At 65.3% G+C, this 25,705-nt stretch carries 24 protein-coding genes; 12 read left to right on the top strand and 12 right to left on the bottom strand.

Going from position 1 to position 25,705, the window contains the following annotated elements; translation table 11 throughout:
- The first annotated feature begins 101 nt into the window (after nucleotides 1-101).
- The 8 genes from AK36_RS31795 to AK36_RS24910 all read left to right on the top strand — a co-directional run bounded on the left by AK36_RS31795 (nucleotide 102) and on the right by AK36_RS24910 (nucleotide 9,509).
- Entirely contained in the window at nucleotides 102-1,145 is a 1,044-nt protein-coding gene (locus AK36_RS31795) for an acyltransferase family protein (protein WP_158348959.1), read from the top strand.
- Nucleotides 1,146-1,379: 234 nt separating this feature from the next.
- Nucleotides 1,380-2,399 (top strand): IS30 family transposase, encoded by a 1,020-nt coding sequence (locus AK36_RS24940; protein WP_080484403.1) that lies wholly within the window; start codon nucleotides 1,380-1,382, stop codon nucleotides 2,397-2,399.
- A 566-nt stretch (nucleotides 2,400-2,965) separates the two neighbouring features.
- Complete coding sequence (locus AK36_RS24935) at nucleotides 2,966-3,748, top strand: ABC transporter permease (protein WP_045579396.1); 783 nt, start codon at nucleotides 2,966-2,968, stop codon at nucleotides 3,746-3,748.
- A gap of 21 nt (nucleotides 3,749-3,769) precedes the next feature.
- Complete coding sequence (locus AK36_RS24930) at nucleotides 3,770-4,516, top strand: ABC transporter ATP-binding protein (protein ID WP_045579395.1); 747 nt, start codon at nucleotides 3,770-3,772, stop codon at nucleotides 4,514-4,516.
- Between the two features lie 267 nt (nucleotides 4,517-4,783).
- On the top strand, nucleotides 4,784-5,629 hold the full coding sequence (locus tag AK36_RS24925) for a glycosyltransferase (protein ID WP_045579394.1): 846 nt from the start codon (nucleotides 4,784-4,786) through the stop codon (nucleotides 5,627-5,629).
- A complete protein-coding gene (locus AK36_RS24920; RefSeq protein WP_045579509.1) occupies nucleotides 5,626-6,591 on the top strand; it encodes a UDP-glucose 4-epimerase family protein in 966 nt (321 codons plus the stop codon). Before AK36_RS24925 ends, AK36_RS24920 begins: the two co-directional genes overlap by 4 nt.
- A gap of 5 nt (nucleotides 6,592-6,596) precedes the next feature.
- On the top strand, nucleotides 6,597-7,613 hold the full coding sequence (locus AK36_RS24915) for an MraY family glycosyltransferase (protein ID WP_045579393.1): 1,017 nt from the start codon (nucleotides 6,597-6,599) through the stop codon (nucleotides 7,611-7,613).
- A gap of 12 nt (nucleotides 7,614-7,625) precedes the next feature.
- A complete protein-coding gene (locus AK36_RS24910; RefSeq protein ID WP_034194506.1) occupies nucleotides 7,626-9,509 on the top strand; it encodes a polysaccharide biosynthesis protein in 1,884 nt (627 codons plus the stop codon).
- Between the two features lie 93 nt (nucleotides 9,510-9,602).
- Here AK36_RS24910 and AK36_RS24905 read toward each other — a convergent pair whose 3' ends face one another.
- Genes AK36_RS24905 through AK36_RS24885 form a run of 5 tightly spaced genes read right to left on the bottom strand, consistent with a single transcriptional unit; the run spans nucleotide 9,603 to nucleotide 15,041 of the window.
- Nucleotides 9,603-10,709: an MraY family glycosyltransferase gene (locus tag AK36_RS24905; RefSeq protein WP_014722575.1), complete on the bottom strand. Its 1,107-nt coding sequence runs from the start codon at nucleotides 10,707-10,709 to the stop codon at nucleotides 9,603-9,605.
- A gap of 27 nt (nucleotides 10,710-10,736) precedes the next feature.
- Nucleotides 10,737-11,759, bottom strand: coding sequence for a UDP-glucose 4-epimerase GalE (gene galE / locus AK36_RS24900; RefSeq protein WP_045579392.1), 1,023 nt, complete (start codon nucleotides 11,757-11,759; stop codon nucleotides 10,737-10,739).
- Between the two features lie 14 nt (nucleotides 11,760-11,773).
- Nucleotides 11,774-12,910, bottom strand: a complete 1,137-nt coding sequence (locus AK36_RS24895) for a glycosyltransferase family 4 protein (protein WP_014722577.1) — start codon at nucleotides 12,908-12,910, stop codon at nucleotides 11,774-11,776.
- A gap of 41 nt (nucleotides 12,911-12,951) precedes the next feature.
- A complete protein-coding gene (locus tag AK36_RS24890; protein ID WP_045579391.1) occupies nucleotides 12,952-13,776 on the bottom strand; it encodes a glycosyltransferase in 825 nt (274 codons plus the stop codon).
- Nucleotides 13,773-15,041, bottom strand: a complete 1,269-nt coding sequence (locus tag AK36_RS24885; protein WP_045579390.1) for a lipopolysaccharide biosynthesis protein — start codon at nucleotides 15,039-15,041, stop codon at nucleotides 13,773-13,775. Before AK36_RS24885 ends, AK36_RS24890 begins: the two co-directional genes overlap by 4 nt.
- Before the next feature lie 241 nt (nucleotides 15,042-15,282).
- Here AK36_RS24885 and AK36_RS24880 point away from each other — a divergent pair, with 241 nt between their 5' ends.
- From AK36_RS24880 to waaA, 4 genes are all read left to right on the top strand, one after another.
- Nucleotides 15,283-16,677 carry a phosphomannomutase/phosphoglucomutase gene (locus AK36_RS24880; protein WP_045579389.1) on the top strand — a complete coding sequence of 465 codons (1,395 nt, stop codon included), beginning with the start codon at nucleotides 15,283-15,285 and terminating at the stop codon, nucleotides 16,675-16,677.
- Between the two features lie 73 nt (nucleotides 16,678-16,750).
- Entirely contained in the window at nucleotides 16,751-17,848 is a 1,098-nt protein-coding gene (gene waaC, locus AK36_RS24875; protein ID WP_011883561.1) for a lipopolysaccharide heptosyltransferase I, read from the top strand.
- A gap of 34 nt (nucleotides 17,849-17,882) precedes the next feature.
- Nucleotides 17,883-18,767 carry a Kdo hydroxylase KdoO gene (locus AK36_RS24870; protein WP_011883563.1) on the top strand — a complete coding sequence of 295 codons (885 nt, stop codon included), beginning with the start codon at nucleotides 17,883-17,885 and terminating at the stop codon, nucleotides 18,765-18,767.
- 37 nt (nucleotides 18,768-18,804) lie between these two features.
- A complete protein-coding gene (gene waaA / locus AK36_RS24865) occupies nucleotides 18,805-20,157 on the top strand; it encodes a lipid IV(A) 3-deoxy-D-manno-octulosonic acid transferase (RefSeq protein WP_014722582.1) in 1,353 nt (450 codons plus the stop codon).
- A 63-nt stretch (nucleotides 20,158-20,220) separates the two neighbouring features.
- On the opposite strand, the gene ureG is transcribed toward waaA, so the two are convergent.
- From ureG to AK36_RS24830, 7 genes are all read right to left on the bottom strand, one after another.
- On the bottom strand, nucleotides 20,221-20,868 hold the full coding sequence (ureG, locus tag AK36_RS24860) for an urease accessory protein UreG (protein WP_045579388.1): 648 nt from the start codon (nucleotides 20,866-20,868) through the stop codon (nucleotides 20,221-20,223).
- Nucleotides 20,869-20,884: 16 nt separating this feature from the next.
- A complete protein-coding gene (locus tag AK36_RS24855) occupies nucleotides 20,885-21,565 on the bottom strand; it encodes an urease accessory protein UreF (protein WP_045579387.1) in 681 nt (226 codons plus the stop codon).
- A complete protein-coding gene (ureE, locus tag AK36_RS24850) occupies nucleotides 21,552-22,160 on the bottom strand; it encodes an urease accessory protein UreE (protein WP_045579386.1) in 609 nt (202 codons plus the stop codon). Before ureE ends, AK36_RS24855 begins: the two co-directional genes overlap by 14 nt.
- A gap of 17 nt (nucleotides 22,161-22,177) precedes the next feature.
- The gene (gene ureC, locus AK36_RS24845; protein WP_014722585.1) at nucleotides 22,178-23,884 is read right to left on the bottom strand and encodes an urease subunit alpha; all 1,707 of its coding nucleotides are present in this window, start codon (nucleotides 23,882-23,884) and stop codon (nucleotides 22,178-22,180) included.
- Nucleotides 23,885-23,912: 28 nt separating this feature from the next.
- Nucleotides 23,913-24,218, bottom strand: coding sequence for an urease subunit beta (locus AK36_RS24840; protein ID WP_011883582.1), 306 nt, complete (start codon nucleotides 24,216-24,218; stop codon nucleotides 23,913-23,915).
- A gap of 14 nt (nucleotides 24,219-24,232) precedes the next feature.
- Nucleotides 24,233-24,535 carry an urease subunit gamma gene (gene ureA, locus AK36_RS24835; RefSeq protein ID WP_006406310.1) on the bottom strand — a complete coding sequence of 101 codons (303 nt, stop codon included), beginning with the start codon at nucleotides 24,533-24,535 and terminating at the stop codon, nucleotides 24,233-24,235.
- Between the two features lie 232 nt (nucleotides 24,536-24,767).
- The gene (locus AK36_RS24830) at nucleotides 24,768-25,643 is read right to left on the bottom strand and encodes an urease accessory protein UreD (protein WP_045579385.1); all 876 of its coding nucleotides are present in this window, start codon (nucleotides 25,641-25,643) and stop codon (nucleotides 24,768-24,770) included.
- Between the last annotated feature and the right edge of the window lie 62 nt (nucleotides 25,644-25,705).

Below are 25,705 nucleotides of genomic sequence, written 5' to 3'. Positions count from 1 at the left end.
CTCCTTCGGACTCGTGGATCCAACTCTATAACTCTTCCCCATGGACATTCGGACCCCGGCTCGCACATTATTCCTCGATGGTCTCAGGGGGGGCGGCGATAATGGTTTTGTTGGCCCACATTATTCGTGGAGTTTTAATCGCTGCAGATCCGACTTTAAGGAGGTGGTATCTGCTCTTTCCGACCGACGGCGACTTCGCGGTGTACGTATTATTTGTGGTATCTGGTTTTGCTCTCGCGTGCGGATATCTGGAGACGGGCAATATCCGGTTCCTGACGTCGCTCGCGATTAAAAGGTATCCAAGGTTAATGTTGCCGGTCCTCGCTTCGTCGTTGATCGGATTTGTGCTGGTTGATTTGGGATTGACCTTTAATCATGAGGCCGCGGTTGTGGTAAGAAGCCCATGGTTGGATTTTGCATTTACTTTATCGGTATCGCTTTTTAATTGTCTTAAATTTGCACTGTTTGACGTGTTTTTTGCTTATGACCCGCAGCGTGCATACAATGGCGTTTTGTGGACGATGAGTATCGAGCTATACGGTTCAATGCTTGTCTGCTGCGTGCTTGCGCTATTCGGAAAGGAAAGTAGGTGGATTGCTTACGTTGCCTGTGCGCTGGTATGTGCGCTGCTGAACAGTCCGTTACTGGCATTTATATTTGGAATGATGTTGGCAGAACTTTATCATTGGCGAGGGCGGACTCTGCTTGATGTCGCAGCACCATATTTCCTTGTGCTAGTAGTGGGGTCATGCATTGTAGCGTCAATTTATACGCCATATCCAAGAGATCCCCGCTTTCTCTCCGTGCTGGAAGGGCTTCTAGTTCTTGCAATATCGCTGTATGCGTCAGCTCGTCGTTTCTTCGGAGTGCGCCTGTCCCGATTTCTTGGGTCCATTAGTTTTCCGCTGTATCTGACTCATATGTTTGTTATATTGAGCTTTACTTCGTGGTCCATTGTCGAGTTGAACTCCCGTGGTGTGGATAAGCGAGTTGCGGCAATCTGCATTATATTAACAACCATTCCGCTGTCAATCCTCGGTGCCGTGGCTTTCCTTCCGGTAGAGGCAGCCTCTGTTCGGGTCGCAAGGCGCTTTGCGGATGCATGTCTCGTTCAACGCAAGGTGTGCGGTGAAACTCAATTCTAGTGAGCCGGATCTGGTGTGATTATTGCTGCGGCGCTGATTGCAAATTGACGGCTGAATATGGATAGAACCCAGTCGATATCGGTCCGCAGAGCAAGGCTTGCACGGGTATCGCGCCCGGTGCAGTCGTTGTGTAATTGTTTGTGCGCGGTTGTGTGCTGGCGGCACATTTATAGATTCGACACGGCTTAGACTCTAGCTTCAAGTGCAACACCTTTGATGAGATAGGGTGTTGCGATGACGAATTACAAGCATCTGAGCGCCGAAGAGCGCGCGGTGATCATGATCGAGAAGGCCCGGAACACGAGCGTCAGAGCGATTGCAAGGCTGCTTGGCCGCAGCGCGTCGACGATCACACGAGAACTGGCGCGCAATCGTACGGAAGCGCCTCGCTGCTATGACGCCACAAGCGCGGCCAGAGCCTATCGGACGCGCCGCGAGCGAAGTCGGCGTCAGGCGAAACTGGCAGCAGGAAGCACGCTGTACTGGCGGGTGCATCACGATCTGGTTTATCGGTGCTGGTCGCCGCAGCAAATTGCTGCGAGACTTCGCGAGATGCATCCAGACAACCCCGAGCAACGAGTCAGCCACGAAACGATCTACGCGGCGATTTATACCCATCCCCGCGGCGGCTTGAAGCAGGCCATGATTGAGGCCCTGCGTCAGGAGAAACCGGTGCGTGGCAACGCACGCAAGACGCTGGCCCGCAAGAGCTTTGTGCCGGAAGAACTTCGCATCGTCCATCGGCCCGAGGCAATCGAAACGCGCCAATGGCCCGGTCATTGGGAAGGCGATCTCATCAAGGGGGCCTTCAATCGTTCCTGCGTCGGCACACTGGTCGAGCGCAAGACGCGCTTCGTGGTGCTGTGCCGCATGGATGGCTGCACGGCCGAGGATGCACTGGAAGGCTTCACGCGCCAGATGAAGAAGCTGCCGGCCTTTCTGCGGGAAAGCCTGACCTACGATCGCGGATCGGAAATGACCTGTCATGTCGAGCTGGCTGAACGATTGAATCTGGATATCTGGTTCGCGGATCCCTACGCGCCTTGGCAACGAGGCAGCAACGAAAATACCAACGGCCTGCTGCGCCAGTTTCTACCCAAAGGAATGGACCTGTCAGGCGTGACCCAGATGCAGTTGAACGATATTGCCAAGCTGATGAACGGACGCCCTCGTCAAACCCTCAACTGGAAAACCCCCGAAGAGGCCATGGCGATGGAATTGGCTGCCACCGGGTTGGCTAAACGTTGCACTTGATTCTTGAGACCGCCCGGTTTCAATGCTTACATCCACCGTCTAGTCTCGGTGTTTCAGGTTGACGGCGTAACAGCTTGTTATTTGATCGTTTGAGCGTGATAGCGCTCTACCCGGGTTGGTTGGCGGATGCCTCGAACTGGAGCGGGGCTGACGGCGGCCGACATCGGTCTACGCCGGCACATGAGCAGCGATGCGTTGCGACTTGCAGGCCCGCGCCAACTGGACAGTCGCCGGATAGTTCCGGTCGTATTTCCCCAGGACAGCCTCGATGCGCTGCAATCGGATCGTTGTGTGCGTTGGTTTTGATGCATCGCCTGCGTTCGCGTGGTCGGTATGTCGCGACATAGCATGGCCCGCGATGACATCAGGGGCACCAAATCGTCGCGCCGGAAGCGACAAAGTGTAACAGTTCGGGTGCCCTAGGGGATGGTGCGCATGGTACAGTTGCACGCGATTCCGTCGGATGGCCCGATGCTCGCTCCGCGCCACAATGCAGAACTCCGGCACGTTTCAGGCCACCGAAGCCATTCATTCCCTTTCTGTCGACTGTCGTAAAGCATCAACTTATGTTTTCAATTGCATTAAGTGATTTTAGAGCAAGCCTGCGGTCATGGCGACTTTGGACGCTGCTTGGTTGGCTTGAGATACGCCAGCGCTATGCTCGGTCGTCCGTCGGCCCCTTCTGGCTTACCATCAGTATGGCCGTCATGATAGGCTCGATTGGCGCGGTATACGGGACATTGTTTGGGATGGATTTGAAGGAATATTTGCCATTCCTGAGTGTCGGCATTGTTTTGTGGACGCTTTTCTCCCAGATCGTCAATGACGGAGGGCTCGTCTATATCAGTAGTGCAGCGTACATTCGACAAGCCGCCACCCCAAAGCTCATATTTGTCTTTCAAATCGTTTGGCGAAATCTTATCGTATTTGCTCATAACTTCATTATTATCGCTTTGCTGTTGATGGCATTCGGGACGAAGAGCTGGGCTGCTATGTTTTTTTTGCTGCCGGCGTTGGCGCTTTATTTGTTAAATGCGTGCTGGATTGCAATGGTCGCTGGATTGTTGTCGGCTCGGTTTCGTGACCTTCCGCAAATCATTAGCGCGCTGTTGCAGGTCGCCTTTTACATTACGCCAATCATGTACCGCCCACGTTCACTCAGTAAGTTTTCGTGGATCGTCACTTTTAATCCGCTAGCTTATTTGCTCGATCTCGTTCGGGGGCCGCTGACGGGAGAAATTCCATCGGCGTTGACTTGGGGCATTACTGGCGGTATGGCCCTGTTGGGCTGGGCACTGGCCTTGTGGCTCACAGGGCGGTATCTCAAGCGTATTCCTTATTGGGTTTAATGCAAGTTTGCTGAAGGCGACATGACTTTTATCGAGCTGGAAAACGTGGGGTTGGATCTGCCTATCTTTGATGTTCAAGGGCGATCGCTTAAGAAGCGAGTGATGCGCATGGGCAGAAGGAACCGGATCGCGGAGGACACGGACGGTGTTGTCGTTGTCCGCGCATTGGATAACGTGAATTTGAGGCTAGACGCGGGTGATCGGGTCGGTCTAATCGGCCCAAACGGAGCGGGCAAATCTACATTGCTCCGGTTATTGGCGGGTATCTACAGTCCAACATCTGGCACTGTCCGAACGGAAGGGAAGGCTGTTCCCCTATTGGATATCAGCTTGGGGATGGACGACAACTCGACTGGCCGCCAGAACATCCGACTGCGCGGGCTTTTGCTTGGGATGACCGATTCGGAAATCCGGGCAAAGCAGGATGAAATTGCCGAATTTACCGATCTTGGCGACTACCTTGATCTGCCGCTGCGAACCTACTCAAGTGGGATGCGCATGCGATTGGCGTTTGCGGTCGCAACTGCGGTTGACGCGGAGATCCTCCTCCTCGACGAAGTGATCGGCGTTGGGGATGCGTCGTTTCAGGAAAAGGCCCGTGTTCGGCTGGACGATCTGCACAATCGCGCAGAAATTGTTGTGTTGGCGATGCATTCGAACGAAATTATTCGTAAGACGTGTAACAAAGCGCTGTGGCTGGAAAAGGGGCAAATTCGTATGTTCGGCGCCGTGGATCAGGTGTTGGCAGGATACGAGGGAGTCTCTTAATTGGGATAAACAGGGGAGTTGCGATTGTGCGCTTGATCTGCGTAGGGTGGCAATTCCTGAACGCTACGGCCGCTCGCGGCCCGTTTTTGGAGCTGGCCGTGACGGGCGCGAGACTTCAGCATTGCTCGGGACACGCGTGTCCTTGAATATCAATTTTCCGATTTCGTAACCAATTTGAACTGCGGGTGTTAGGTTGATTGATCTCATTGTTTTATTTTTGGGCGGCGGAAGGTGATTTAACCCCGTAACTGCTTGGTTGGAGCTGCAATGGATATAGGGGGGCGGAGCGCTTCGCGGGAGAGAGGGTTGTCGGTTTCAATCGTAGTTTATCGACAAAATCTCATCGAGCTCGCGGGAACGTTGTCGACGCTTGGTGTTGCATGTGATCAATTGCGCGCTGCGTTTCCACAAGTGAAAATTTTATGGTATCTCATTGACAATGGTGGTCTGGGCTCGGGTTTGGGGCCACTGGAAATTGCACAAGCACATAGCATCGAATGTGAGGTCATTACCGGTCACGGGAATGTCGGCTATGGGCGTGGGCATAATCTCGCAGTCGAGCAATTGGCGACTGAGGCCCACCTTATACTGAATCCCGATGTCGATCTAGACCCGGATGCATTAACCGCGGGGCTAAATTTTCTTTGGTCTCACCCCGAAACAGGACTGTTGGCAGCGCGGACCGGCGATGAACAAGGCTGCCCACAATATCTCTGCCGACGTTTCCCGACGTTGGTCGATCTCGCAATTCGAGGATTTGCCCCATCAGCTCTGCGTCGTCTCTTTTCTCGCCGCCTCGCCCACTACGAAATGCGCGACGTCATCAACGACCACGACATCGTCTGGGACCCGCCCATCGTCAGCGGCTGCTTCATGCTGTTCCGCACCGAAGTGCTGAAGAAACTCGGCGGCTTCGATCCGCGCTATTTCCTCTACTTCGAGGACTACGACCTCAGCCTGCGCACGCACGACGTCGCGCGCGTCGCCTATGTCCCGTCGGTGCGGGTGATCCACCATGGCGGCGGCGCGTCGCGCAAGGGCTTCGCGCACATCCGCATGTTCGCCGCGTCGGCCTTCAAGTTCTACAACCGTTTCGGCTGGAGGCTGTGGTGAGCCACCTCATCGTCACCGGCGCAAACGGCTTTGTCGGGCGCGCGGTCTGCCGGCGCGCGCTGGAGGCCGGGCACACCGTCACCGCCTTGGTCAGGCGCCAGGGCGGGTCTGTCGCCGGCGTGCGCGAATGGGTGCACGACGCCGCCGATTTCGACGGTGTCGACCAAGCATGGCCCGCCGATCTGGCCGCCGACTGCGTGATACATCTGGCCGCTCGCGTACACGTGATGCGCGACGAGTCGCCGGATCCCGACGCCGCGTTCGACGCGACCAACGTCGCCGGCACCATGCGGCTCGCCCAAGCCGCGCGCCGGCACGGCGTGCGCCGCATCGTATACGCCAGCAGCATCAAGGCGGTCGGCGAGAGCGATGGCGGCGCGCCATTGTCGGAAGCGGTGCCCCCCGCTCCTCAGGACGCCTACGGTCGCTCGAAGCTGCGCGCGGAGCGCGAACTCGCGCAGTTCGGTGCGTCGAACGGGCTCGACGTCGTGATCGTTCGTCCGCCGCTCGTCTACGGTCCTGCCGTCCGAGCGAACTTCCTGAAGATGATGGACGCCGTCGCGCGCGGGATGCCGCTACCGCTCGGCTCAATCCCAGCCCGCCGCAGCATCGTCTACGTCGACAACTTCGCCGACGCGCTACTGCGATGCGCAATCGATCCGCGTGCGGCGGGCGAATGCTTCCACGTGGCCGACGACGACGCACCGTCGGTCACCGGCCTGCTGCGGCTGGTCGGTGAAGCGCTGGGCAAGCCGGCCCGCCTGATTCCGGTCCCGTCTGCCGTGCTGCGTGTCGTTGGCGCGCTGACCGGCCGCCGGGCGGCAATCGACCGCCTGACGGGCAGTCTCCAGCTCGACACGGGCCGAATCACCCGTGTGCTCGGTTGGCATCCGCCCTACACGACACGACAGGGCCTCGAAGCGACGGCTGCATGGTATCGTTTGCGCGATACACAACAATAGCCGACATGCATTTCACCCTCTCCACGTGGCCGCAGGCGGCCGCGGTGGCGCTGGCCGCTGCCATCGCGTCGACGGCCATCCTGCGCATCCTGCTCGCCACCGGCCTGGCGTGGCGCCTCGCCACCGACATTCCGAACGACCGTTCGCTCCATACGCTGCCGACGCCGCGCGTCGGCGGGTGGGGCATCGTCCCGGTCTGCGTCGTTGCGTTGCTCGCGCTGGCGCCGCACCTGTGGCTGATCGCGGCCGCCGCCGCTGGCCTGGCCGCGATGTCGCAGATCGACGACCGGCGCGGGCTGCCGGCACGCGTGCGGTTCTCGGCGCACCTCGCAGCGGTCGTCGCGCTGCTCGCGGTGTATCCGGCCGACGCACCGTGGTGGTTGCTGGCCGGCATCGGCTTCGTGATGGTCTGGTTGACGAACCTGTACAACTTCATGGATGGCGCGGACGGCCTCGCGGGCGGCATGGCGCTGTTCGGCTTCGGCGCACTTGCGATCGCGGCCCTCGGCGGCCCAGGACCGTCGCCGGATCTGGTCGTCGCCGGCGCCGCCATCTCGGGCGCCGCGCTCGGCTTTCTTCTGCTGAATTTCCATCCGGCCCGGCTCTTTCTCGGCGATGCGGGCTCGATTCCGCTCGGATTCCTCGCCGGTGCCGTCGGCTATTGGGGCTGGCGAGGGAACGTGTGGCCGATCTGGTTTCCCGCGCTCGTCTTCGCTCCCTTTATTGCGGATGCATCTGTAACACTTTCGAGACGATTGTTACGCGGAGAAAAGTTCTGGCAGGCCCATCGGGAGCACTATTATCAGAGGATGGTCCGCGCGGGCGTAGGTCATCGCCGGACCGCTCTTTATTGGTACCTCATCATGCTCGCAGGCATAATCGTTGCTCTGTGGGCGAAGGGCCGCCCGGAACCGCAGCAGTGGCTGGCGTTCTTCGGATGGTACGGCGTCCTGGCATGTATCGGACTCTTGATCGACATGCGTTGGCGCCGGTTTCAGTCGGCTGCCGAAAATAACTCTTGAGGTTTCCTGCCGATGTTGCGAACCAAGGCATCATGGCTTTCGCTGAGCGCTTTCCTGTTTGACCTGACGGCGGTCACCACCGCGTGGTTGTTCGCCTATCTCGTCCGTTTCAACGGCAGCGTGCCGTCCGACTTCATGAGCGGCGCGCTGACGGCGCTCGTCTGGGTGCTGCCCGTCTACGCGCTGATGTTTCACGTGTTCGGCCTGTATCGCGGCCTGTGGGTGTTCGCAAGCCTCCCCGATCTGGTCCGGATCTCGAAGGCGGTCGTCGGCGGCGGAGTGATCGTGATGATCGGCGCGGTGATGTTCCAGCCGTCCCCCATCATCCCGCGCTCCGTGCTGCTCGTGTCGCCGCTGATGTTGTTCCTGGCGATGGGCGGCGCCCGCGCGCTGTACCGCGCGACGAAGGAGTTCTACCTGTATGGTGGGCTGGTCGGGCAAGGCAAGCCGATACTCGTGCTCGGTGCCGGCACGGCCGGCGCGAGCCTCGCCCGCGAACTGTCGCGATCGGGTGAATGGCGTCTGGTCGGCCTGCTCGACGACGATCCGACCAAGCGCGGGCGCGAAATCTATGGCTATAAAGTGCTCGGTTCATTCAACGACCTGAAGCACTGGACCGACGCGCTGAAAGTGGAATACGCGATCATCGCGATTCCGTCGGCGTCGGTCGAAACACAGCGCCGCGTCGCGACGCTTTGCGTGCGCGCCGGCATCAAGGCGATGGTGCTGCCGTCGCTGACCGCCCTGATGCCGGGGCAGGGCTTCCTGTCGCAGGTGCGCAACATCGACCTCGAGGATTTGCTCGGTCGCGACGCGGTGACGATCGATACACCGCACGTCGAAGCGCTGCTGCGCGGCCGCGTGGTGATGGTGACCGGCGCGGGCGGGTCGATCGGCTCCGAGCTGTGCCGGCAGATTCTCCGCTTCAAGCCGGCGCAACTGGTCGCGTTCGACCTGTCCGAATATGCGATGTACCGGCTCACCGAGGAGTTGCGCGAGCGCTTCCCCGACCAGCACGTGGTGCCCATCATCGGCGACGCGAAGGATTCGCTGCTGCTCGATCAGGTGATGTCGCGCTATGCGCCGCATATCGTCTTCCACGCGGCCGCTTACAAGCACGTGCCGCTGATGGAAGAGCTCAACGCGTGGCAGGCGCTGCGCAACAATGTGCTCGGTACGTACCGCGTCGCACGCTCGGCGATCCGTCACGACGTGCGCCATTTCGTGCTGATCTCGACCGACAAGGCCGTCAACCCGACCAACGTGATGGGCGCGAGCAAGCGGCTCGCCGAAATGGCGTGCCAGGCGCTTCAACAGACGAGCGAGGGCACGCAGTTCGAGACGGTGCGCTTCGGCAACGTGCTCGGCAGTGCCGGCAGCGTGATTCCGAAGTTCCAGCAGCAGATCGCGAAGGGCGGCCCGGTGACGGTCACGCATCCCGAGATCACGCGTTTCTTCATGACGATTCCCGAGGCGTCGCAGCTCGTGCTGCAGGCATCGAGCATGGGCCATGGCGGCGAGATCTTCATTCTGGACATGGGCGAGCCGGTCAAGATCGTCGACCTCGCGCGCGACCTGATTCGTCTCTACGGTTTTTCGGAAGGGCAGATCCGGATCGAATTCACGGGGCTGCGTCCGGGCGAGAAGCTGTACGAGGAACTGCTCGCCGACGACGAAACGACCACGCGCACGCCGCATCCGAAGCTGCGGATCGCCCGTGCGCGGGAAGTGCCGGACCACCTGCTCGACGAGTTGCTGCCGTGGCTGATGCAGCACCGCGTGCTCAACGACGACGAGGTGCGGCGCGACTTGCGGCGATGGGTGCCGGAGTATCAGCCGTCCGTCGCGCCGGTGCTGCAGAGTGTGCCTTTGGTGCGAGCGGTATCGAACGAATGAGCGCGCACGCGCTTCGGCTGCCGCTTCGGCTGCGTTAGTGCCGACCATGAAGAAAGCGTCCCGCGGGACGCTTTTTCGTTTTGGCAGCGTGACTTAATGCCCCCGCCTCTCCTTCCTCACCACCATCCACTTCGGCGCCCTGAACCTGACGATGCTGAGATAAAGCCAAACGTAAGTGAGCGCAAACAGCACGACAAACACGAACAGATGCACCGTATGCCGCCAGAACAGCGTCGCCGGAATCACCGCGACGAGGCACAGCAGCCACAGATAAGGTGAGGTAAGCGAATTGCGCCGCGTCAGATCATGCGCATGCTTGGTCCCCACCGCCCACCGCATCAGCCGCTTGTACACGAGCATGTGCAGATGCACGCCGTCCGGAATCCCCGGCGACATCCCGCGGATGAACTTCTTCCGATAGATCGAGAAGCACGTCTCGAAGATCGGATACATGAACAGCAGCACCGGATACCACGCCGACACCTCGCGATTGCGCATCACGAGCATGATCGCGAGCTCCGCCAGCATGAACCCGATGAAATAAGCGCCGCCGTCGCCGAGAAAGATCAACCCGGCCGGGAAATTCCACAGAAAGAACCCGAGCACGGCGCCCATCATGATGATCGACGCCGACATCACGACCGGGTCGTTGACGTGGAACGCGACATACGCGAGCGACGCGAACATCATGAAGCTCACCATCGAAGCAAGCCCGTTGAACCCGTCGATGATGTTGATCGCGTTCGCGAGCGCCGCGACCGCGAGCACCGTGATGAACGCCGAGATGGCCACGTAGCCCAGCAGAAAGTCGAGCGGCGGCACGCTGATGCGCTTGACCGCGATACCCAGCAGCCAGAACGCGAGCGCGGCCGCGCCCATCGTGCACAGCAGCCGCGCGCGCGGCGACACGCGCTTGGTCAGATCCTCGACGAGCCCCGACAGGAACGCCGGCATCCCGCATGCGGCGATCCCGAGGATGCTGCCGGCGATCGTCGGATAGCGCCGCGACAGGATCAGCGCGGCGATGACGACCCCGGCCAGGATCCCGATGCCGCCCACCCGCGGCACCGGCCGCACGTGGAATTTCTGCACGCCGGCCAGATCGCTGTCGACCGAGAATTTCTCGTGCAGATGCGCGTAGCGGACGATGAACAACGTGACGAGCAGGGAGGCGATGAAGCCGGACGCGAAGCTGAGCATGGGATCGCTCGAAAAATGGACAGCGGATTATACAAAACCGCGCGGGTTTCCCTCCTGCCATTTCCAGTGGTCGGCGCACATCTCTTCGATGCCGAGCGTCGCGCGCCAGCCGATGATGTCGGCGGCGGCCTGCGGGTTCGCGTAGCACTCCGCGATGTCGCCCGGGCGGCGCGCGACGAGTTCGTACGGCACCGGCCGGCCCGACGCCTTCTCGAACGCGCGCACGACTTCGAGCACGCTGTAGCCCTGGCCGGTGCCGAGGTTCACGACGAAGCTCGCGTCGCGCGTCGCGAGCGCATCGAGCGCGGCGATGTGCCCCTTCGCCAGATCGACGACGTGGATGTAGTCGCGCACGCCGGTGCCGTCCGGCGTCGGATAGTCGGAGCCGAACACGCGCAGCTTCTCGAGCTTGCCCACCGCGACCTGCGCGACATACGGCATCAGGTTGTTCGGAATGCCGGCCGGATCCTCGCCGATCAGCCCGCTCGAATGCGCACCGACCGGATTGAAGTAACGCAGCGTCGCGATGCGCCACGACGGGTCGGACACCTCGAGGTCACGCAGGATCTGCTCGGCGATCAGCTTCGACTGGCCGTACGGATTGGTCGCGGACAACGGGAACGATTCGTCGATCGGCGAGCGCTCGGGCACGCCGTATACGGTCGCCGACGAGCTGAACACGAACTGCCGCACATTGCGCTCGCGCATCACCTTCAGCACGGCAAGCAGCCCGCCGAGGTTGTTCTGGTAGTACTCGAGCGGCTTCGCGACCGATTCGCCGACCGCCTTGAGCGCCGCGAAGTGGATCGTGCCGGTGATCGGGTGCGCGTCGAACACCTTGGCGAGCGCGGCTTCGTCGCACACGTCGACCTGGTGAAACGCCGGCGTCTTGCCGGTGATGCGCTCGATCCGGCGCACGGCTTCGACCTTGCTGTTGACGAGGTTGTCGACGATCACGACATCGTAGCCGTTGTCGAGCAGCTCGACGGCGGTGTGCGAGCCGATGTAGCCCGCACCGCCGGTCACGAGGATGGTGCCTTTAGCGGTCATGCTGATGCGCTCCTTCAGAGTGTGATGCCGGTCAATGTATGAATGGTCTGCCGGTAGCGTTCGACGACCTGCTGCTCGTCGAATTCCGCGGCCACCTTGCGGCGCCCGCGCGCGCCCATCGCTTCACGTCCCGGCGCGCCGAGCTCGATCATGCGGATCATCTGTTCGGCGAGACTCGCGCCGTCGCGCACGCGGCACAGGAAACCCGTGTCGCCGTCGGCGACGACGTCGCGGCAGCCCGGCACGTCGGTCGCGACGATCGGGCGGCCCATCGCGGACGCTTCCATCAGCGTGCGCGGCACGCCCTCGCGATACGACGGCAGCACGACGCAGTCGGCCGCCGCGATGTGCGGCCGCACGTCGTGCGCCTCGCCGAGGTACTCGACGACGCCTTCGCCAACCCACGCGTCGACGTCCGCACGGCCGATCGCGCTCGGATTGTCGACGCCGAGCGGGCCGAGCAGCTGGAAGCGCGCGTCCGGATAGCGCGCACGCACCGCGCGCGCGGCCTCGACGTATTCGCGCACGCCCTTGTCCCACAGCAGCCGGCCGATCAGGATGAACACGGGGCCGCGGCCGGCCGGCAACGGCGCCGGCGCGAACTGCTCGAGATCGACGCCTTCGCCGTGCAGCAGCCGTGCGCGCTCGGGATGCGCGAGCAACTGCTCGTCGGTGAAGGTCGCGAGATCGTCGCGGTTCAGGAACCAGACTTCACGCGGGAAGCGGAACGCGAAGCGGTACAGGCGCTTGGCAACGCTGGCCGCGCGGCTCTTCTGGATGAACACGTAGCCGAGGCCCGTGGTGACGGCGATCGACGGCACGCGCGCGAGCCACGCGGCGATCGACCCGTAGATGTTCGGCTTGATCGTGTAATGAAACACGAGATCGGGCTTCAGCGCGCGGTAGTGACGCACCAGCGCGGCCAGCGTGCCGAGATCCTCGCGCGGGCTCGTGCCTTTCGATGCGACGGCGAGCGCGACGTAGCGGCAGCCCATCTGTTCGAGCAGCGGCACCGTGCGGTCGTGCGGCGCGATCACGACGACCTCGGCGCCGCGCGCGACGAGCGCACGGATCAGCCCGTGTCGGTACGTGTAGATCGCCCAGGCCGTGTTGCAGACGAGCGCGATGCGCAGCGGGGAGGTGGCGGACATGAAAAAAAGAAAAAATAAAGCGTCGAAAAAGCCGGTGCGGACTACGCGGACGGCCGCGCGGCGAACAGCGTCTGCTTGATCCGCTGCAGCGCGCGATACGGCGTCACGAAATGCAGCAGGTTCTTGGCGAGGCCGGCCCAGTCGTACGGGTTCAGCACGTTGAAGTGACGCAGCAGCAGCGACAGCGTCGAGATCAGCTGGCGGCGGCGCTTGGTCGCGCTGATCCCGCCCTCGTTGAGCTCGTAATAGAGGCCGAGCTCGGGCAGGTTCGCGCAATCGTAACGTTGCATTAACCGTAAATAAAGATCGAGATCCTCGGCCGCGCGGTACTTCGCGCGATAGTTGCCGACTTCGCGCACGGCGTCGATGCGCAGCATCACCGACGGATGCACGAGCGGCGAGCGCAGAAAGCGCGTGCGGCGCAGCGTGCGCGGGTCGGCCGGCGGCGTCAGCATGAAACGCGCTTCGCCGGCGCGCGACACCACCTGCGTCCACATGCCGACACAGGCCACGCGCGGATGCGCATCGAGATACGCACGCTGTTTCGCGAGCCGCTGCGGCGCGGCGAGGTCGCCGGCGTCGATGCGCGCCGCATAGCGGAAGCCGCGCGCGGCGAGCGCGTCGATGCCGGCCTCGAGCGCACGCTCGATGCCGCCGTTGCGCGGCATGCGCAGCACCTCGATCGCGAGGCCCGGCAGCGCGGGCGCGACGATCGGCGGCGTGCTGCCGTCGTCGACGATCAGCACGTGCACGCGCGCATCCTCGCGAAACGACGCGAGGGTGCGCACGACGTCGTCGTGCCCGTTGTAGGCGGGCATCAGCACGGCCACGTCGTCGAGCAGGGGCGGGCAATCGGAAGGCGTCATGGGCGCAGCTTGATACGGATGTAATAAAAGTTGACGGCGGCGGCCGCGACGTAGCCCGCGGCCAGCCCGACCAGCGCGCCGTACAGGCCGAGCCGCGGGATCGCGAGCACGTTGACGAGCGCGGCGATCGCGAGCGCGAGCACCCATTTCGCCAGCAACACGAATTTTGCTTGATATTTGAGAACGATAAGATTGCCTATCGCCTCGATGCCGGCCGGCACGGACAGCCAGACGGCCCAGCGGAAGATGTCGACCGACGCCTCGTAGCCGCGGCCGAACACCTTGCCCACGACGAGCGGCGCGGCGGCGTCCAGCACCAGCGCGCCGGCCGTCATCAGCGCGGCGGTCATCGCGATCAGCCGGACGATGTTGCGGCGCAGCCGCGCGACGTCCTGCACGCGGTACACGAACGCGGGCGCGATGGTCTGCGCGAGCATCAGCGCGAGCGTGATCCAGTTCTCGTTGAGCTGCTGGGCGGCCGCATAGCGGCCGAGGTCGGCGAACGACACGTGACGCTCGAGCATCAGGCGGTCGAGCTTCAGGAACAGGTACATGCAGATCAGGCCGAGCCAGAACACGGTGCCGGCCGTCGCGAAGTGCCTGAACAGCGGCTTGTCGAACGTCCAGCCGAGCGCGCCGCCGTTACGGTGGCGGTAGTAGAGCAGCAGCGCGAAGCCGATCGCCGCGGCCTCGAGCGCCCACAGCCACGCGAAGCGGGCCGGGCCGGCGGCCGCGCGCACGAGCAGCCAGACGAGCAGCGCCTTGACCAGCGCCGTCACCATACTGGTGACGAGCTGCGGCTTGCTGTACGTCATGCTCTGCAGCCACGCGTTGATCACGCCGACGAACGGCTCGCGGAACACCATCGTGACCGCGAGGCCCGCGAGCATCGCGCCGACGAGCGGGTCGAACGCGCCGGCGCCGATCGCGATCCAGGTCGCGGCGAGCGCGGCGGCCGACACGCCGATGCGCAGCACGAACGCGCTGCCGAGCACCGCGCCGGGTTGCGTGCCGGGTTGCGCGCCGGCGCGCTGCACGATGGTCGGAACCAGGATTTCGGCGCCGCACACCCAGGTGAGCGGCGCCAGTACGAGGAGGAGCGTATTCGCATACTGCCATTTGCCGAACACGTCCGGCCCGAAATACCGGGCCAGAAGGCCGCTGATCGCGATCGCGACGCCGATCTGCGTGAGCCGTTCGAGCCCGAGCCAGACGAGGTTCGCGACGGCCTTCGCGACGTCCGGGTTGCCGAATCGCTTCAGCATGCGCGGCGGCCGCACGCGCTGGCGGCGGCCGGGAAAGCGCCCGGAGGCGGCAGGTGGGCGGCGGCGGAACGGCTAGGCATTAAAATGGCTACGATGCGCGTCATCAAAACCCGCGATTATAAGTGGGATCGGGGCCGCTCCAGCCGTCCCGTCCGTTGCGCCGAGGGGCCCGCAGTATGATGCCGGGCGCACGCGACAGGCGGCCAGACAATTTTCCATGCAGGCAACAGAGAGAGAACTGATGATCTCCCAATCCATCTTCAAGGCATATGACATTCGCGGCGTGGTCGGCAAGACGCTCGACGCCGACACGGCGCGCGCGATCGGCCGCGCGTTCGGCAGCGAAGTGCGCGCGCAAGGCGGCGACGCCGTCGTGGTCGCGCGCGACGGCCGCCTGTCCGGGCCGGAACTCGTCGGCGCGCTGGCCGATGGCCTGCGTGCGGCGGGCGTCGACGTCGTCGACGTCGGGATGGTGCCTACGCCGGTCGGCTATTTCGCTGCGAGCGTGCCGCTCGCGCTGAAGGGCGGCGAGCGCCGCGTCGATTCGTGCATCGTCGTCACCGGCAGCCACAACCCGCCCGACTACAACGGCTTCAAGATGGTGCTGCGCGGCGCGGCGATCTACGGCGAGCAGATCCAGGCGCTGTACCGCCGCATCGTCGACGAGCGCTACGACACCGGCAGCGGCTCGTACGAAGCATTCGACGTGGCCGATCAGTACATCGCGCGCATCGTCGGCGACGTGAAGCTGGCGCGTCCGCTGAAGCTCGTCGTCGATGCGGGCAACGGCGTTGCCGGCCCGCTCGCGACGCGTCTGTTCAAGGCGCTCGGCTGCGAGCTGGTCGAGCGCTTCACCGACATCGACGGCACGTTCCCGAACCATCACCCCGATCCCGCGCACCCGGAAAACCTGCAGGACGTGATCCAGGCGCTGAAGGACACCGACGCGGAACTCGGCTTCGCGTTCGACGGCGACGGCGACCGCCTGGGCGTCGTTACGAAGGACGGCCAGATCATCTACCCGGACCGCCAGCTGATGCTGCTCGCGGAGGAAGTGCTGTCGCGCAATCCGGGCGCGCAGATCATCTACGACGTGAAGTGCACGCGCCATCTCGCGCAGTGGGTGAAGGAGAAGGGCGGCGAGCCGCTGATGTGGAAGACGGGCCATTCGCTGGTGAAGGCGAAGCTGCGCGAGACCGGTGCGCCGCTCGCGGGCGAGATGAGCGGCCACGTGTTCTTCAAGGATCGCTGGTACGGCTTCGACGACGGGCTGTACACGGGCGCGCGGCTGCTGGAGATCCTCGCGACGACGGCCGATCCGAGCGCGGTGCTCAATGCGCTGCCGGACGCGATGAGCACGCCGGAACTGCAACTCAAGCTGGAAGAAGGCGAGAACTTCCGTCTGATCGAGAAGCTGCAGAGCGAGGCGAAGTTCGACGGCGCGGACGAGGTCGTGACGATCGACGGGCTGCGCGTCGAGTATCCGGACGGCTTCGGCCTCGCGCGCTCGTCGAACACGACGCCGGTGGTCGTGCTGCGCTTCGAGGCGGAGACACAGGAAGGGCTCGAGCGCATCCAGGCGGATTTCCGCCGCGTGCTGACGGCTGCGAAGCCGGACGTCGATCTGCCGTTCTGAGCGCGCGGCCTGACGGCCGCCAACCGGCGCGACGGTCGCACGAGCCGTCGCGCGTTTCCCCCAAAAGCGGCGCATGCCAGCGGCATGCGGCCGCTTTTTGTCTGTGCGAGCGCCGCGGCGCGATAAAATCGCGTCTTTATGCCTGTCGCCGGCCATCCGCCGGCGTTTTTTCAGCGTGCAAAAGATCCTGATCGTGCGCGTGTCGTCGCTGGGCGACGTCGTGCACAACATGCCGGTGATCGCCGATATCCGGCGTCGCCATCCCGATGCGCAGATCGACTGGCTCGTCGAGGAGAGCTTCGTCGACCTCGTGCGGCTCGTCGACGGCGTGCGCAACGTGCTGCCGTTCTCGCTGCGCCGCTGGCGCCGGAAGCCGTTCTCGGGCGCGACGTGGCGCGAGATCGGCGCATTCCGCAAGCGCGTCGCGGCCGAACAGTACGATCTCGTGATCGATTGCCAGGGGCTCATCAAGACCGCGTGGGTCGCGAGCTGGGCGCGCGGCCCGCTCGTCGGCCTCGGCAACCGCACCGACGGCGCCGGCTACGAATGGCCGGTGCGCTTCTTCTATCGCAAGCGCGTGCCGATCGCGCCGCGCACGCATGTGGTCGAGCGCTCGCGCCAGCTCGTCGCGGCCGCGCTGGGCGACCCGGCGCCGACGCCGGCCGATCCGATCGACTTCGGCCTCGATACGCGCGCGGCGGCGCTCGCGGTCGGCGCGCTCGGCTTGAACCTGCCGGTACCCTACGTGGTGTTCGTGCACGCGACCTCGCGCGCCGACAAGCAATGGCCCGACGCCGCGTGGATCGAGCTCGGCCAGGCGCTGGTGCGGCGCGGCGCGTCGCTCGTGCTGCCGTGGGGCAACGACGCGGAGCGCGCGACCAGCGAGCGGCTCGCGAAGGAGTTCGGCGCGGCCGCGATCGTGCCGCCGCGGCTGTCGCTGCCGGCCGTGGTCGGGCTGATCGACGGCGCGGCCGCGACCGTCGGGGTTGACACAGGTCTGGTTCACATCGCGGCAGCGCTGAAGCGCCCGACGGTCGAACTGTACAATTTCGCGACGGCGTGGCGCACCGGCGGTTACTGGTCGCCGAACGTCGTCAATCTCGGCACGGCGGGGCAGCCGCCGTCGATCTCACAGGTGAAGGCGGCGCTCGCGGGCTTCGGTCTGCTGTGATGCCCGCCATACCTGTCACGCACGCGAACCGATCATGAGCGAATCCCAGATCATCGAAGTCCCGTCCGCCGACTGGAGCGGACACAACCTGTCGACGCCGCGCGAACAGCTGCTGGCCGCGGTCGAGGAGGGCAAGGTGCTGTATTTCCCGCATCTGCGCTTCGCGATCGAAGGCGGCGAGGAAGCGCTGCTCGATCCGGCGCTGGCCGATCCGAAGCGCAAGAACATCAGCCTCGCGCCGAACGGCGGCGCGCTCGCCGGCGTGCTCGGCGACAGCGTCACGCAGTCGGCCGTGCGCGCGCTGGTCGCGCGCTTCCAGAAGCAGGCCGGCACGCTGGTCGACGGGCTCTTTCCCGAATATCGCGGCAAGTTGCGCGTCGCGCCGACGAGCCTGCGGCTGATGCAGGTCGAGACGCGCCAGACGTCGTGGCGCAAGGACGACAGCCGGCTGCACGTCGACGCGTTCCCGTCGCGGCCGAACTACGGCGAGCGCATCCTGCGCGTGTTCACCAACGTGAACCCGGCCGGGCAGCCGCGCGTGTGGCGCGTCGGCGAGCCGTTCGAGACCGTCGCGAAGCGCTTCCTGCCGAAGATCCGCCCGCAGCTGCCGGGCTCCGCGTGGCTGCTGAACCTGCTGCACGTGACGAAGTCGCCGCGCAGCGCCTACGACCACCTGATGCTGAACCTGCACGACAGCATGAAGGCCGATCTCGACTACCAGAAAACCTGCTCGCAGCAGACGATCCCGTTTCCGCCGGGCAGCGTGTGGATATGTTTCTCCGATCAGGCTTCTCACGCTGTGATGTCCGGCCAGTTCATGCTCGAGCAGACGTTCTTCCTGCCGGTCGACGCGATGGTGCGCCGCGAATGCGCACCGCTCGGCATTCTCGAGCGCCTGACCGGCAGGACGCTGGTTTGAGCGCGCGCCGCATCGCCGCCGGCGACGGAGCCCGTTCATGCTGAGGGCGATCTATCGCGCGCTGTGGTGGCTCGTCGCGCCGGTCGCGGTGATCCGCCTCTATGTGCGTTCGCGCAAGGAGCGCGGCTATCGCGAGCATATCGGCGAGCGCTTCGGCTACGTCGCCGGCCGCTCGCCCGACGACCGTGCGCCGCTGATCTGGGTGCATGCGGTGTCGGTGGGCGAGACGCGCGCGGCGCAGCCGCTGATCGATGCGCTGATGCGTGCGCGCCCCGACGCGCGCATCCTGCTCACGCACATGACGCCGAGCGGCCGCGCGACCGGCGAGCAGCTGTTCGGCGAGCGCGTGCTGCGCTGCTATCTGCCGTACGACATGCCGGGCGCGGTGCGCCGCTTTCTGCATGCATGGCGGCCGACGCTGGGCCTCGTGATGGAAACCGAGGTGTGGCCGACGCTGATCGACGAGTGCCGCCGCGCCGACGTGCCGCTCGTGCTGACCAATGCGCGGATGTCCGCGCGGTCGCACCGGCGCGCGGCGAAATTCGGCAACGCGACGCGCGACGTGTTCGGCGGCTTCTCGCGCGTGCTCGCGCAGAGCCCGGCCGACGCGGAGCGGCTGACGTCGCTCGGCGCGCGCAACGTGGCCGTGCTCGGCAACCTGAAGTTCGACATGACGACGCCGCCGGAGCTCGCCGCGCGCGGCCATGCATGGCGCGATGCGATCGGCACGCGGCCCGTGTGGGTCGCCGCGAGCACCCGCGAGAACGAGGAGGCGCTGGTGCTGCAGGCGTTCGCCGCGATGCGTACGCCCGGCGCGCTGCTGATTCTGGTGCCGCGCCATCCGCAGCGCTTCGCCGAGGTCGAGGCGCTGGTCGCGCGTCAGGGCCTGAAGTGCGTGCGGCGTTCGGTGTGGGGTGCGAATGCCGCGGCGCTCGCAGCGGGCCGGCCCGCCGCGGCGGAGCCGTTGCCGTCCGACGTGACGGTCCTGCTCGGCGATTCGATGGGCGAGCTGGGCGCCTACTACGCGGCCGCCGACATCGCGTTCATCGGCGGCAGCCTGCTGCCGCTCGGCGGCCAGAATCTGATCGAGGCGTGTGCGGTCGGCGTGCCGGTGCTGATCGGCCCGCACGTGTTCAACTTCACGCAGGCGACCGCCGATGCGGTCGCGGCCGGCGCCGCGCTGCAGGTCGCCGATCCGCTCGATCTCGCGCACGTGCTCGACGCGCTGTTCGCGGACCACGCGCGGCGCATCGCGATGGGCGCGGCTGGCTCGGCGTTCGCGGCGCGCCATCGCGGCGCGACCGCGCGCTCGGTCGACGTGCTCGCGGCGCTGCTGCCGGCCGTCGAGCGCGGCGCGCGCACGGCGCAGCAAGTCTCCGACGACGACTGACCGCGCGCCGCCGTGCCGCCCGCGGGCCGGCGTGGCGGCAGCGGGCCGCTGCCACGCGGCAGGTCAGACCGTCAGCAATCCCTTCTTTTCGATGAACGCGATGACGTCGGCGACGCCGTCGAGCGCCTTCAGGTTCGTCATCACGTAAGGGCGCTCGCCGCGCATCTTCTTCGTGTCGGACGCCATCACGTCGAGGTTCGCACCGACGAGCGGCGCGAGGTCGGTCTTGTTGATCACCAGCAGGTCGGACTTCGTGATGCCCGGGCCGCCCTTGCGCGGAATCTTCTCCCCGCCGGCGACGTCGATCACGTAGATCGTCAGGTCCGACAGCTCGGGGCTGAACGTCGCCGCGAGATTGTCGCCGCCCGACTCGATGAACACGATGTCAGCATCGGGGAAGCGCGACAGCATGCGATCGACGGCTTCGAGGTTGATCGACGCATCCTCGCGGATCGCCGTGTGCGGGCAGCCGCCCGTCTCGACGCCCATGATGCGTTCCTCGGGCAGCGCGCCCGCGACCGTCAGCAGGCGCTGGTCTTCCTTCGTGTAGATGTCGTTGGTGATCGCGACGAGGTCGTAGGTGTCGCGCATCGCCTTGCACAGCATTTCGAGCAGCGTGGTCTTGCCGGAGCCGACCGGGCCGCCGATGCCGACGCGCAGCGGCGGCAGTTTCTTGGTGCGGCGGGCGGACGAGGAAGCAGGTGCGTTCATGGTGTGTGGAGCAGGTTCAGGAGCGGAACAACCGCGAATACTGGGTTTCGTGCCGTGCGGACAGGATGCCCAGCTGCGGCGCGAACGTGTTGACGGCGTCGGGCGGCGTCGCGAGCGCGCGCTTCACGGCCGCGTCGATCGCGCCGCGCAGCGCGACGATGATGCGCTGGCCGGCGAGCTGGCCGAGCGGCACCGCTTTCAGCGCGGCCGAGGTCTGGTTCTCGACCCAGCCGAACGCGTATGCGGCGAGCGTCGCGTCGGCGCCGGCGTCGTGCGCGGCGGCCGCATACGCGAACGCGGTGGGCAGCGCGACGGGCTTCAGCGCGCCGAGCGTCGCGCGGCGCGCGGCATCGCCCCATTCGAGCGAGGCGCAAAGCTGCGCGAGCGACCAGCCCATCTGCTCGGTTTCGCGGCGCAATTCCGCCGACTCGCGGCTCGCGACGAACCACGCGTTCTCGCGCGCCAGTGCGTCGGCGTCGTGCGCGTGCCAGCGCGCGAGCTGGTGCGCGAGGAACGGCAGTTCGCCGTGCGCGAGCACGTCGGTCAGCCCGCTCGCGATCCAGTCGCGCGCGGTGTCGGCGTCGCGGATCAGGTTCGCGTCGAGCGCGGCCTCGAAGCCCTGCGAATAGCTGAACGCGCCGATCGGCAGCGCTGGCGACGCGAGATGCAGCAGCGCGACGAGCTCAGTGGTGGTCATGGCCGTGGTGGCCGTGCGCGCAGCCCGGGCCGTGTTGGTGGTCGTGGTCGTGATCGTGCGGATGCGGATGCGCGTGCCCGTGGTGTTCGCCGAACACCTGCTGCGCGAGCGCGTAATCCTCGGCGAACGTCGCATCGTGGCCATGCTTGTGGCCGCCGCCGTAGGCGCCGGCTTCCGGCTGGAACGGCGCCTGCGTTTCGTCGACCTGCGTGCCGAGGCGGCGCAGCATGTCCGCGAGCACCGGATCGGCTTCGAGCTTCAGGTAGCCGTCGCCGATCTCGACCGGCGTGTGCCGGTTGCCGAGGTGATACGCGGCGCGCATCAGCGTGAGCGGATCGTGCGCACGCACGAGCAGCACCGTTTCGGGCGCCGCGACGATGCGCACCAGCGCGCCGTCGTCGGCGACCAGCACGTCGCCGTCGCGCAGCACGGTGCCGCGCGGCAGCAAGACGGCGACGTCCTCGCCGGTATCGAGCGTGGCCGCGACACGGCTCTTGCAGCGGGCGTCATAGGCGAGCGTGAGGGTCGGCGCGCGCGCGACGAGCGGTGCGGCGAGCTTCACGTTGGGGGCGATGCGTTTGTCGAGCGTGCGCATGAAACGAAGACCGGCAATCAGAACAGGAAATAGCGCTGCGCCATCGGCAGCACCGTCGCGGGCTCGCAGGTGAGCAGCTGGCCGTCGGCGATCACGTCGTAGGTTTCCGGATCGACGCTGATCGACGGCCGCCACGCGTTGTGGATCATGTCGGCCTTCGTCACGTTGCGGCAGTTGCGCACCGGCACGATCCGCTTCGCGAGCCCGTAGCGCTCGGCGATGCCCGCGTCGGCGGCCATCTGCGACACGAAGGTCAGCGACGTGCGCGCGAGCGCACCGCCGCGCGTGGCGAACATCTCGCGGTAATGGACCGGCTGCGGCGTCGGGATCGACGCGTTCGGGTCGCCCATCTGCGCCATCGCGATCATCCCGCCCTTCAGGATCATCGACGGCTTGATGCCGAAGAACGCCGGCTCCCACAGCACGAGGTCGGCCCACTTGCCGGGCTCGATCGAGCCGACTTCGTGCGCGATCCCGTGCGTGATGGCCGGGTTGATCGTGTACTTCGCGACGTAGCGCTTCGCGCGGAAGTTGTCGTTGCGCGCGTTGTCCTCCGGCAGCGCACCGCGCTGCACCTTCATCTTGTGCGCGGTCTGCCAGGTGCGGATGATCACCTCGCCGACGCGGCCCATCGCCTGCGAATCGGACGACAGCATCGACAGCGCGCCGAGGTCGTGCAGGATGTCCTCGGCCGCGATCGTCTCGCGGCGGATCCGCGATTCGGCGAACGCGAGGTCTTCCGCGATCGACGGGTCGAGGTGGTGGCACACCATCAGCATGTCGAGATGCTCGTCGAGCGTGTTGATCGTGTACGGGCGCGTCGGATTCGTCGACGACGGCAGCACGTTCGATTCGCCGCACACCTTCAGGATGTCCGGCGCATGGCCGCCGCCCGCGCCTTCGGTGTGGTACGTGTGGATCGTGCGGCCCTTGAACGCGGCGACCGTCGATTCGACGAAGCCGCCTTCGTTCAGCGTATCGGTGTGGATCGCGACCTGCGTGTCGGTGTCGTCGGCGACCGACAGGCAGTTGTCGATCGCGGCGGGCGTCGTGCCCCAGTCCTCGTGCAGCTTCAGGCCGATCGCGCCGGCCGCGATCTGCTCGACGAGCGGCTGCGGCACGCTCACGTTGCCCTTGCCGAGGAAGCCGAGGTTGATCGGCCAGCCGTCGGCCGCCTGCAGCATCCGCTCCATGTGCCACGGGCCCGGCGTGCAGGTGGTCGCGTTGGTGCCGGTGGCCGGCCCCGTGCCGCCGCCGAGCATCGTCGTGACACCCGATGCGAGCGCCTCGTCGATCTGCTGCGGGCTGATGAAGTGGATGTGCGTATCGATGCCGCCCGCGGTGACGATCAGTCCTTCGCCGGCGATCACCTCGGTGGCCGCGCCGATCGCGATCGTCACGCCGGGCTGGATGTCCGGGTTGCCGGCCTTGCCGATCGCGGCGATGCGGCCGTGCTTGATCGCGATGTCGGCCTTCACGATGCCCCAGTGGTCGAGGATCACCGCGTTGGTGATGATGGTGTCGGGTACGTCGGCGGCCACGCGCTGCGACTGGCCCATCCCGTCGCGGATCACCTTCCCGCCGCCGAATTTCACTTCCTCGCCGTAGATCGTGTAGTCGCGCTCGATCTCGATCAGCAGTTCGGTGTCGGCGAGCCGCACGCGGTCGCCCGTCGTCGGCCCGAACATTTCCGCGTACGCGCGGCGGCTCAAGCGTAGTGTCATGTGCTGTTCCTGAAGAGCGGGGCGCGGCTTACAGCGGCCCCATCACCTTGCCCTGAAAACCGTAGACGGCGCGGTCGCCGGCCAGCTCGACGAGCTCGACGGTGCGCGTCTGGCCCGGCTCGAAGCGCACGGCCGTGCCGGCCGCGATGTTCAGCCGGAAACCGCGCGCGGCCGCGCGATCGAACGACAGCGCGTCGTTGACTTCGAAGAAGTGGTAATGCGAGCCGACCTGCACCGGCCGGTCGCCGGTGTTCGCGACGACGAGCGAGCGCGTCGCGCGGCCGGCGTTCAGTTCGTGCTCGCCGTCGTCGGTGAGGATTTCGCCGGGGATCATGCGTGCTACCTCGATCACGGAATCGGATGGTGGACGGTGACGAGCTTGGTGCCGTCGGGGAAGGTCGCTTCGACCTGGATGTCGGGGATCATCTCGGGAACGCCGTCCATCACGTCGTCGCGCGTGAGCAGCGTCGTGCCGTAGTGCATCACCTCGGCGACGGTCTTGCCGTCGCGCGCGGCTTCCATCAGCGCGGCGGTGATGAACGCGACCGCTTCCGGATAGTTCAGCTTCAGCCCGCGCGCGCGGCGGCGCTCGGCCAACAGCGCTGCCGTGAAGATCAGCAGCTTGTCCTTCTCTCGGGGAGTCAGTTTCATGAAGGCAGTCGTTCAGGAAAACGTAATTGTTGTCGATGCACGGGAGGCCGGCATGCTCGCGGCTCATCGTAGCACCGCGCCGTTTTCCGGGTGGCATGTATTGCTTATGTAATCAGCAAGGTGCGTGCCATGCCGCGAGCCCGCCGGCGATGCATCGATGCGCGCTCGTGGTGCGCGATGCATGAAACGGGGGCGCGTCAGATGGGGCGTTGCGTCGGATTGGTGCGTGCGCTCAGGTTTGCCAGAGGCGCAGCGGACGTGCGTCGACGCGATGCACGATCGGGCGCAGCGCGAGCCAGCAGTCGGTGAAATGGCGTTGCAACGCCTCCATCGACGTGGCGAGCGCGCGCACCAGCACGACGCCCGGCGTCACGCAGGTCGCGCCGGCGCGCAGCGTGTCGTCGAACGGCATGCGTGCGGCGAGCGACTCGGCCAGCGCGGCGTCGCATGCGGCGCCGGCCGCCCACAGCGTGCCGTACACGGGAAAGCCGGCGAGGCCCTGCAACGCGCCGCGCAGCGGATCGTGCGCGTCGAGCAGCGCGCGTTCGGTCCAGAGCGGCCGGCCGTCGGCATCGACGAGCGTCGCGTGCGACGCGATGCGGCCGGCCGACCACGTTTCGCCGGCCGCCTGCCGGCCGAGCTGCGTCGCGTCCCAGCCGATCGCGCTCGCGTGCGCGCCCAGCGACAGCGTGAAGTCGAGCGCGGCATGCGCGGCATCGAAGAACAGGTTGTTCTGCGGCAGCCAGTCGAGCTTCGCGTGCGCGCCGACCTTGATGTCGATGCGCTGCGTCGCGTCGAGCCCGTTCGACTTGTACCACTTGGTTGCGCCGGGCGTCGTCAGCACCGCATGGGTGCCGTCGCCGAGCGCGATGTCGAGGTCGAGGCGGTCGCCGCCCGCGACCCCGCCCGGCGGGTGAACGATCACCGCGTGGCAGACGCCGTCGCCTTCCGGGTACAGCGGCCGCTGCACGCGCAGCGGCCCTTCATGCAGCCGGTGCACGAGCGTCGTGCGCATGCCGTGCCGCTCGAAGCCGAGTTCGAGGCGGCCGCGCCATGACTTGGCGGCGGCGGGGCGGGACAGGCAAGCGTGGGAATCGGCGGCGGACATCGGCGGGAAGCTGGGACAGGCGGACGAAACGACGATGCTAACGCAACAATATGCGCTTGGGC

The sequence above is a fragment of the Burkholderia vietnamiensis LMG 10929 genome, from assembly GCF_000959445.1.
In the GTDB taxonomy this organism is placed as follows: Bacteria; Pseudomonadota; Gammaproteobacteria; order Burkholderiales; family Burkholderiaceae; genus Burkholderia; species Burkholderia vietnamiensis.
This window is presented reverse-complemented; position numbering and strand designations above follow the sequence as displayed.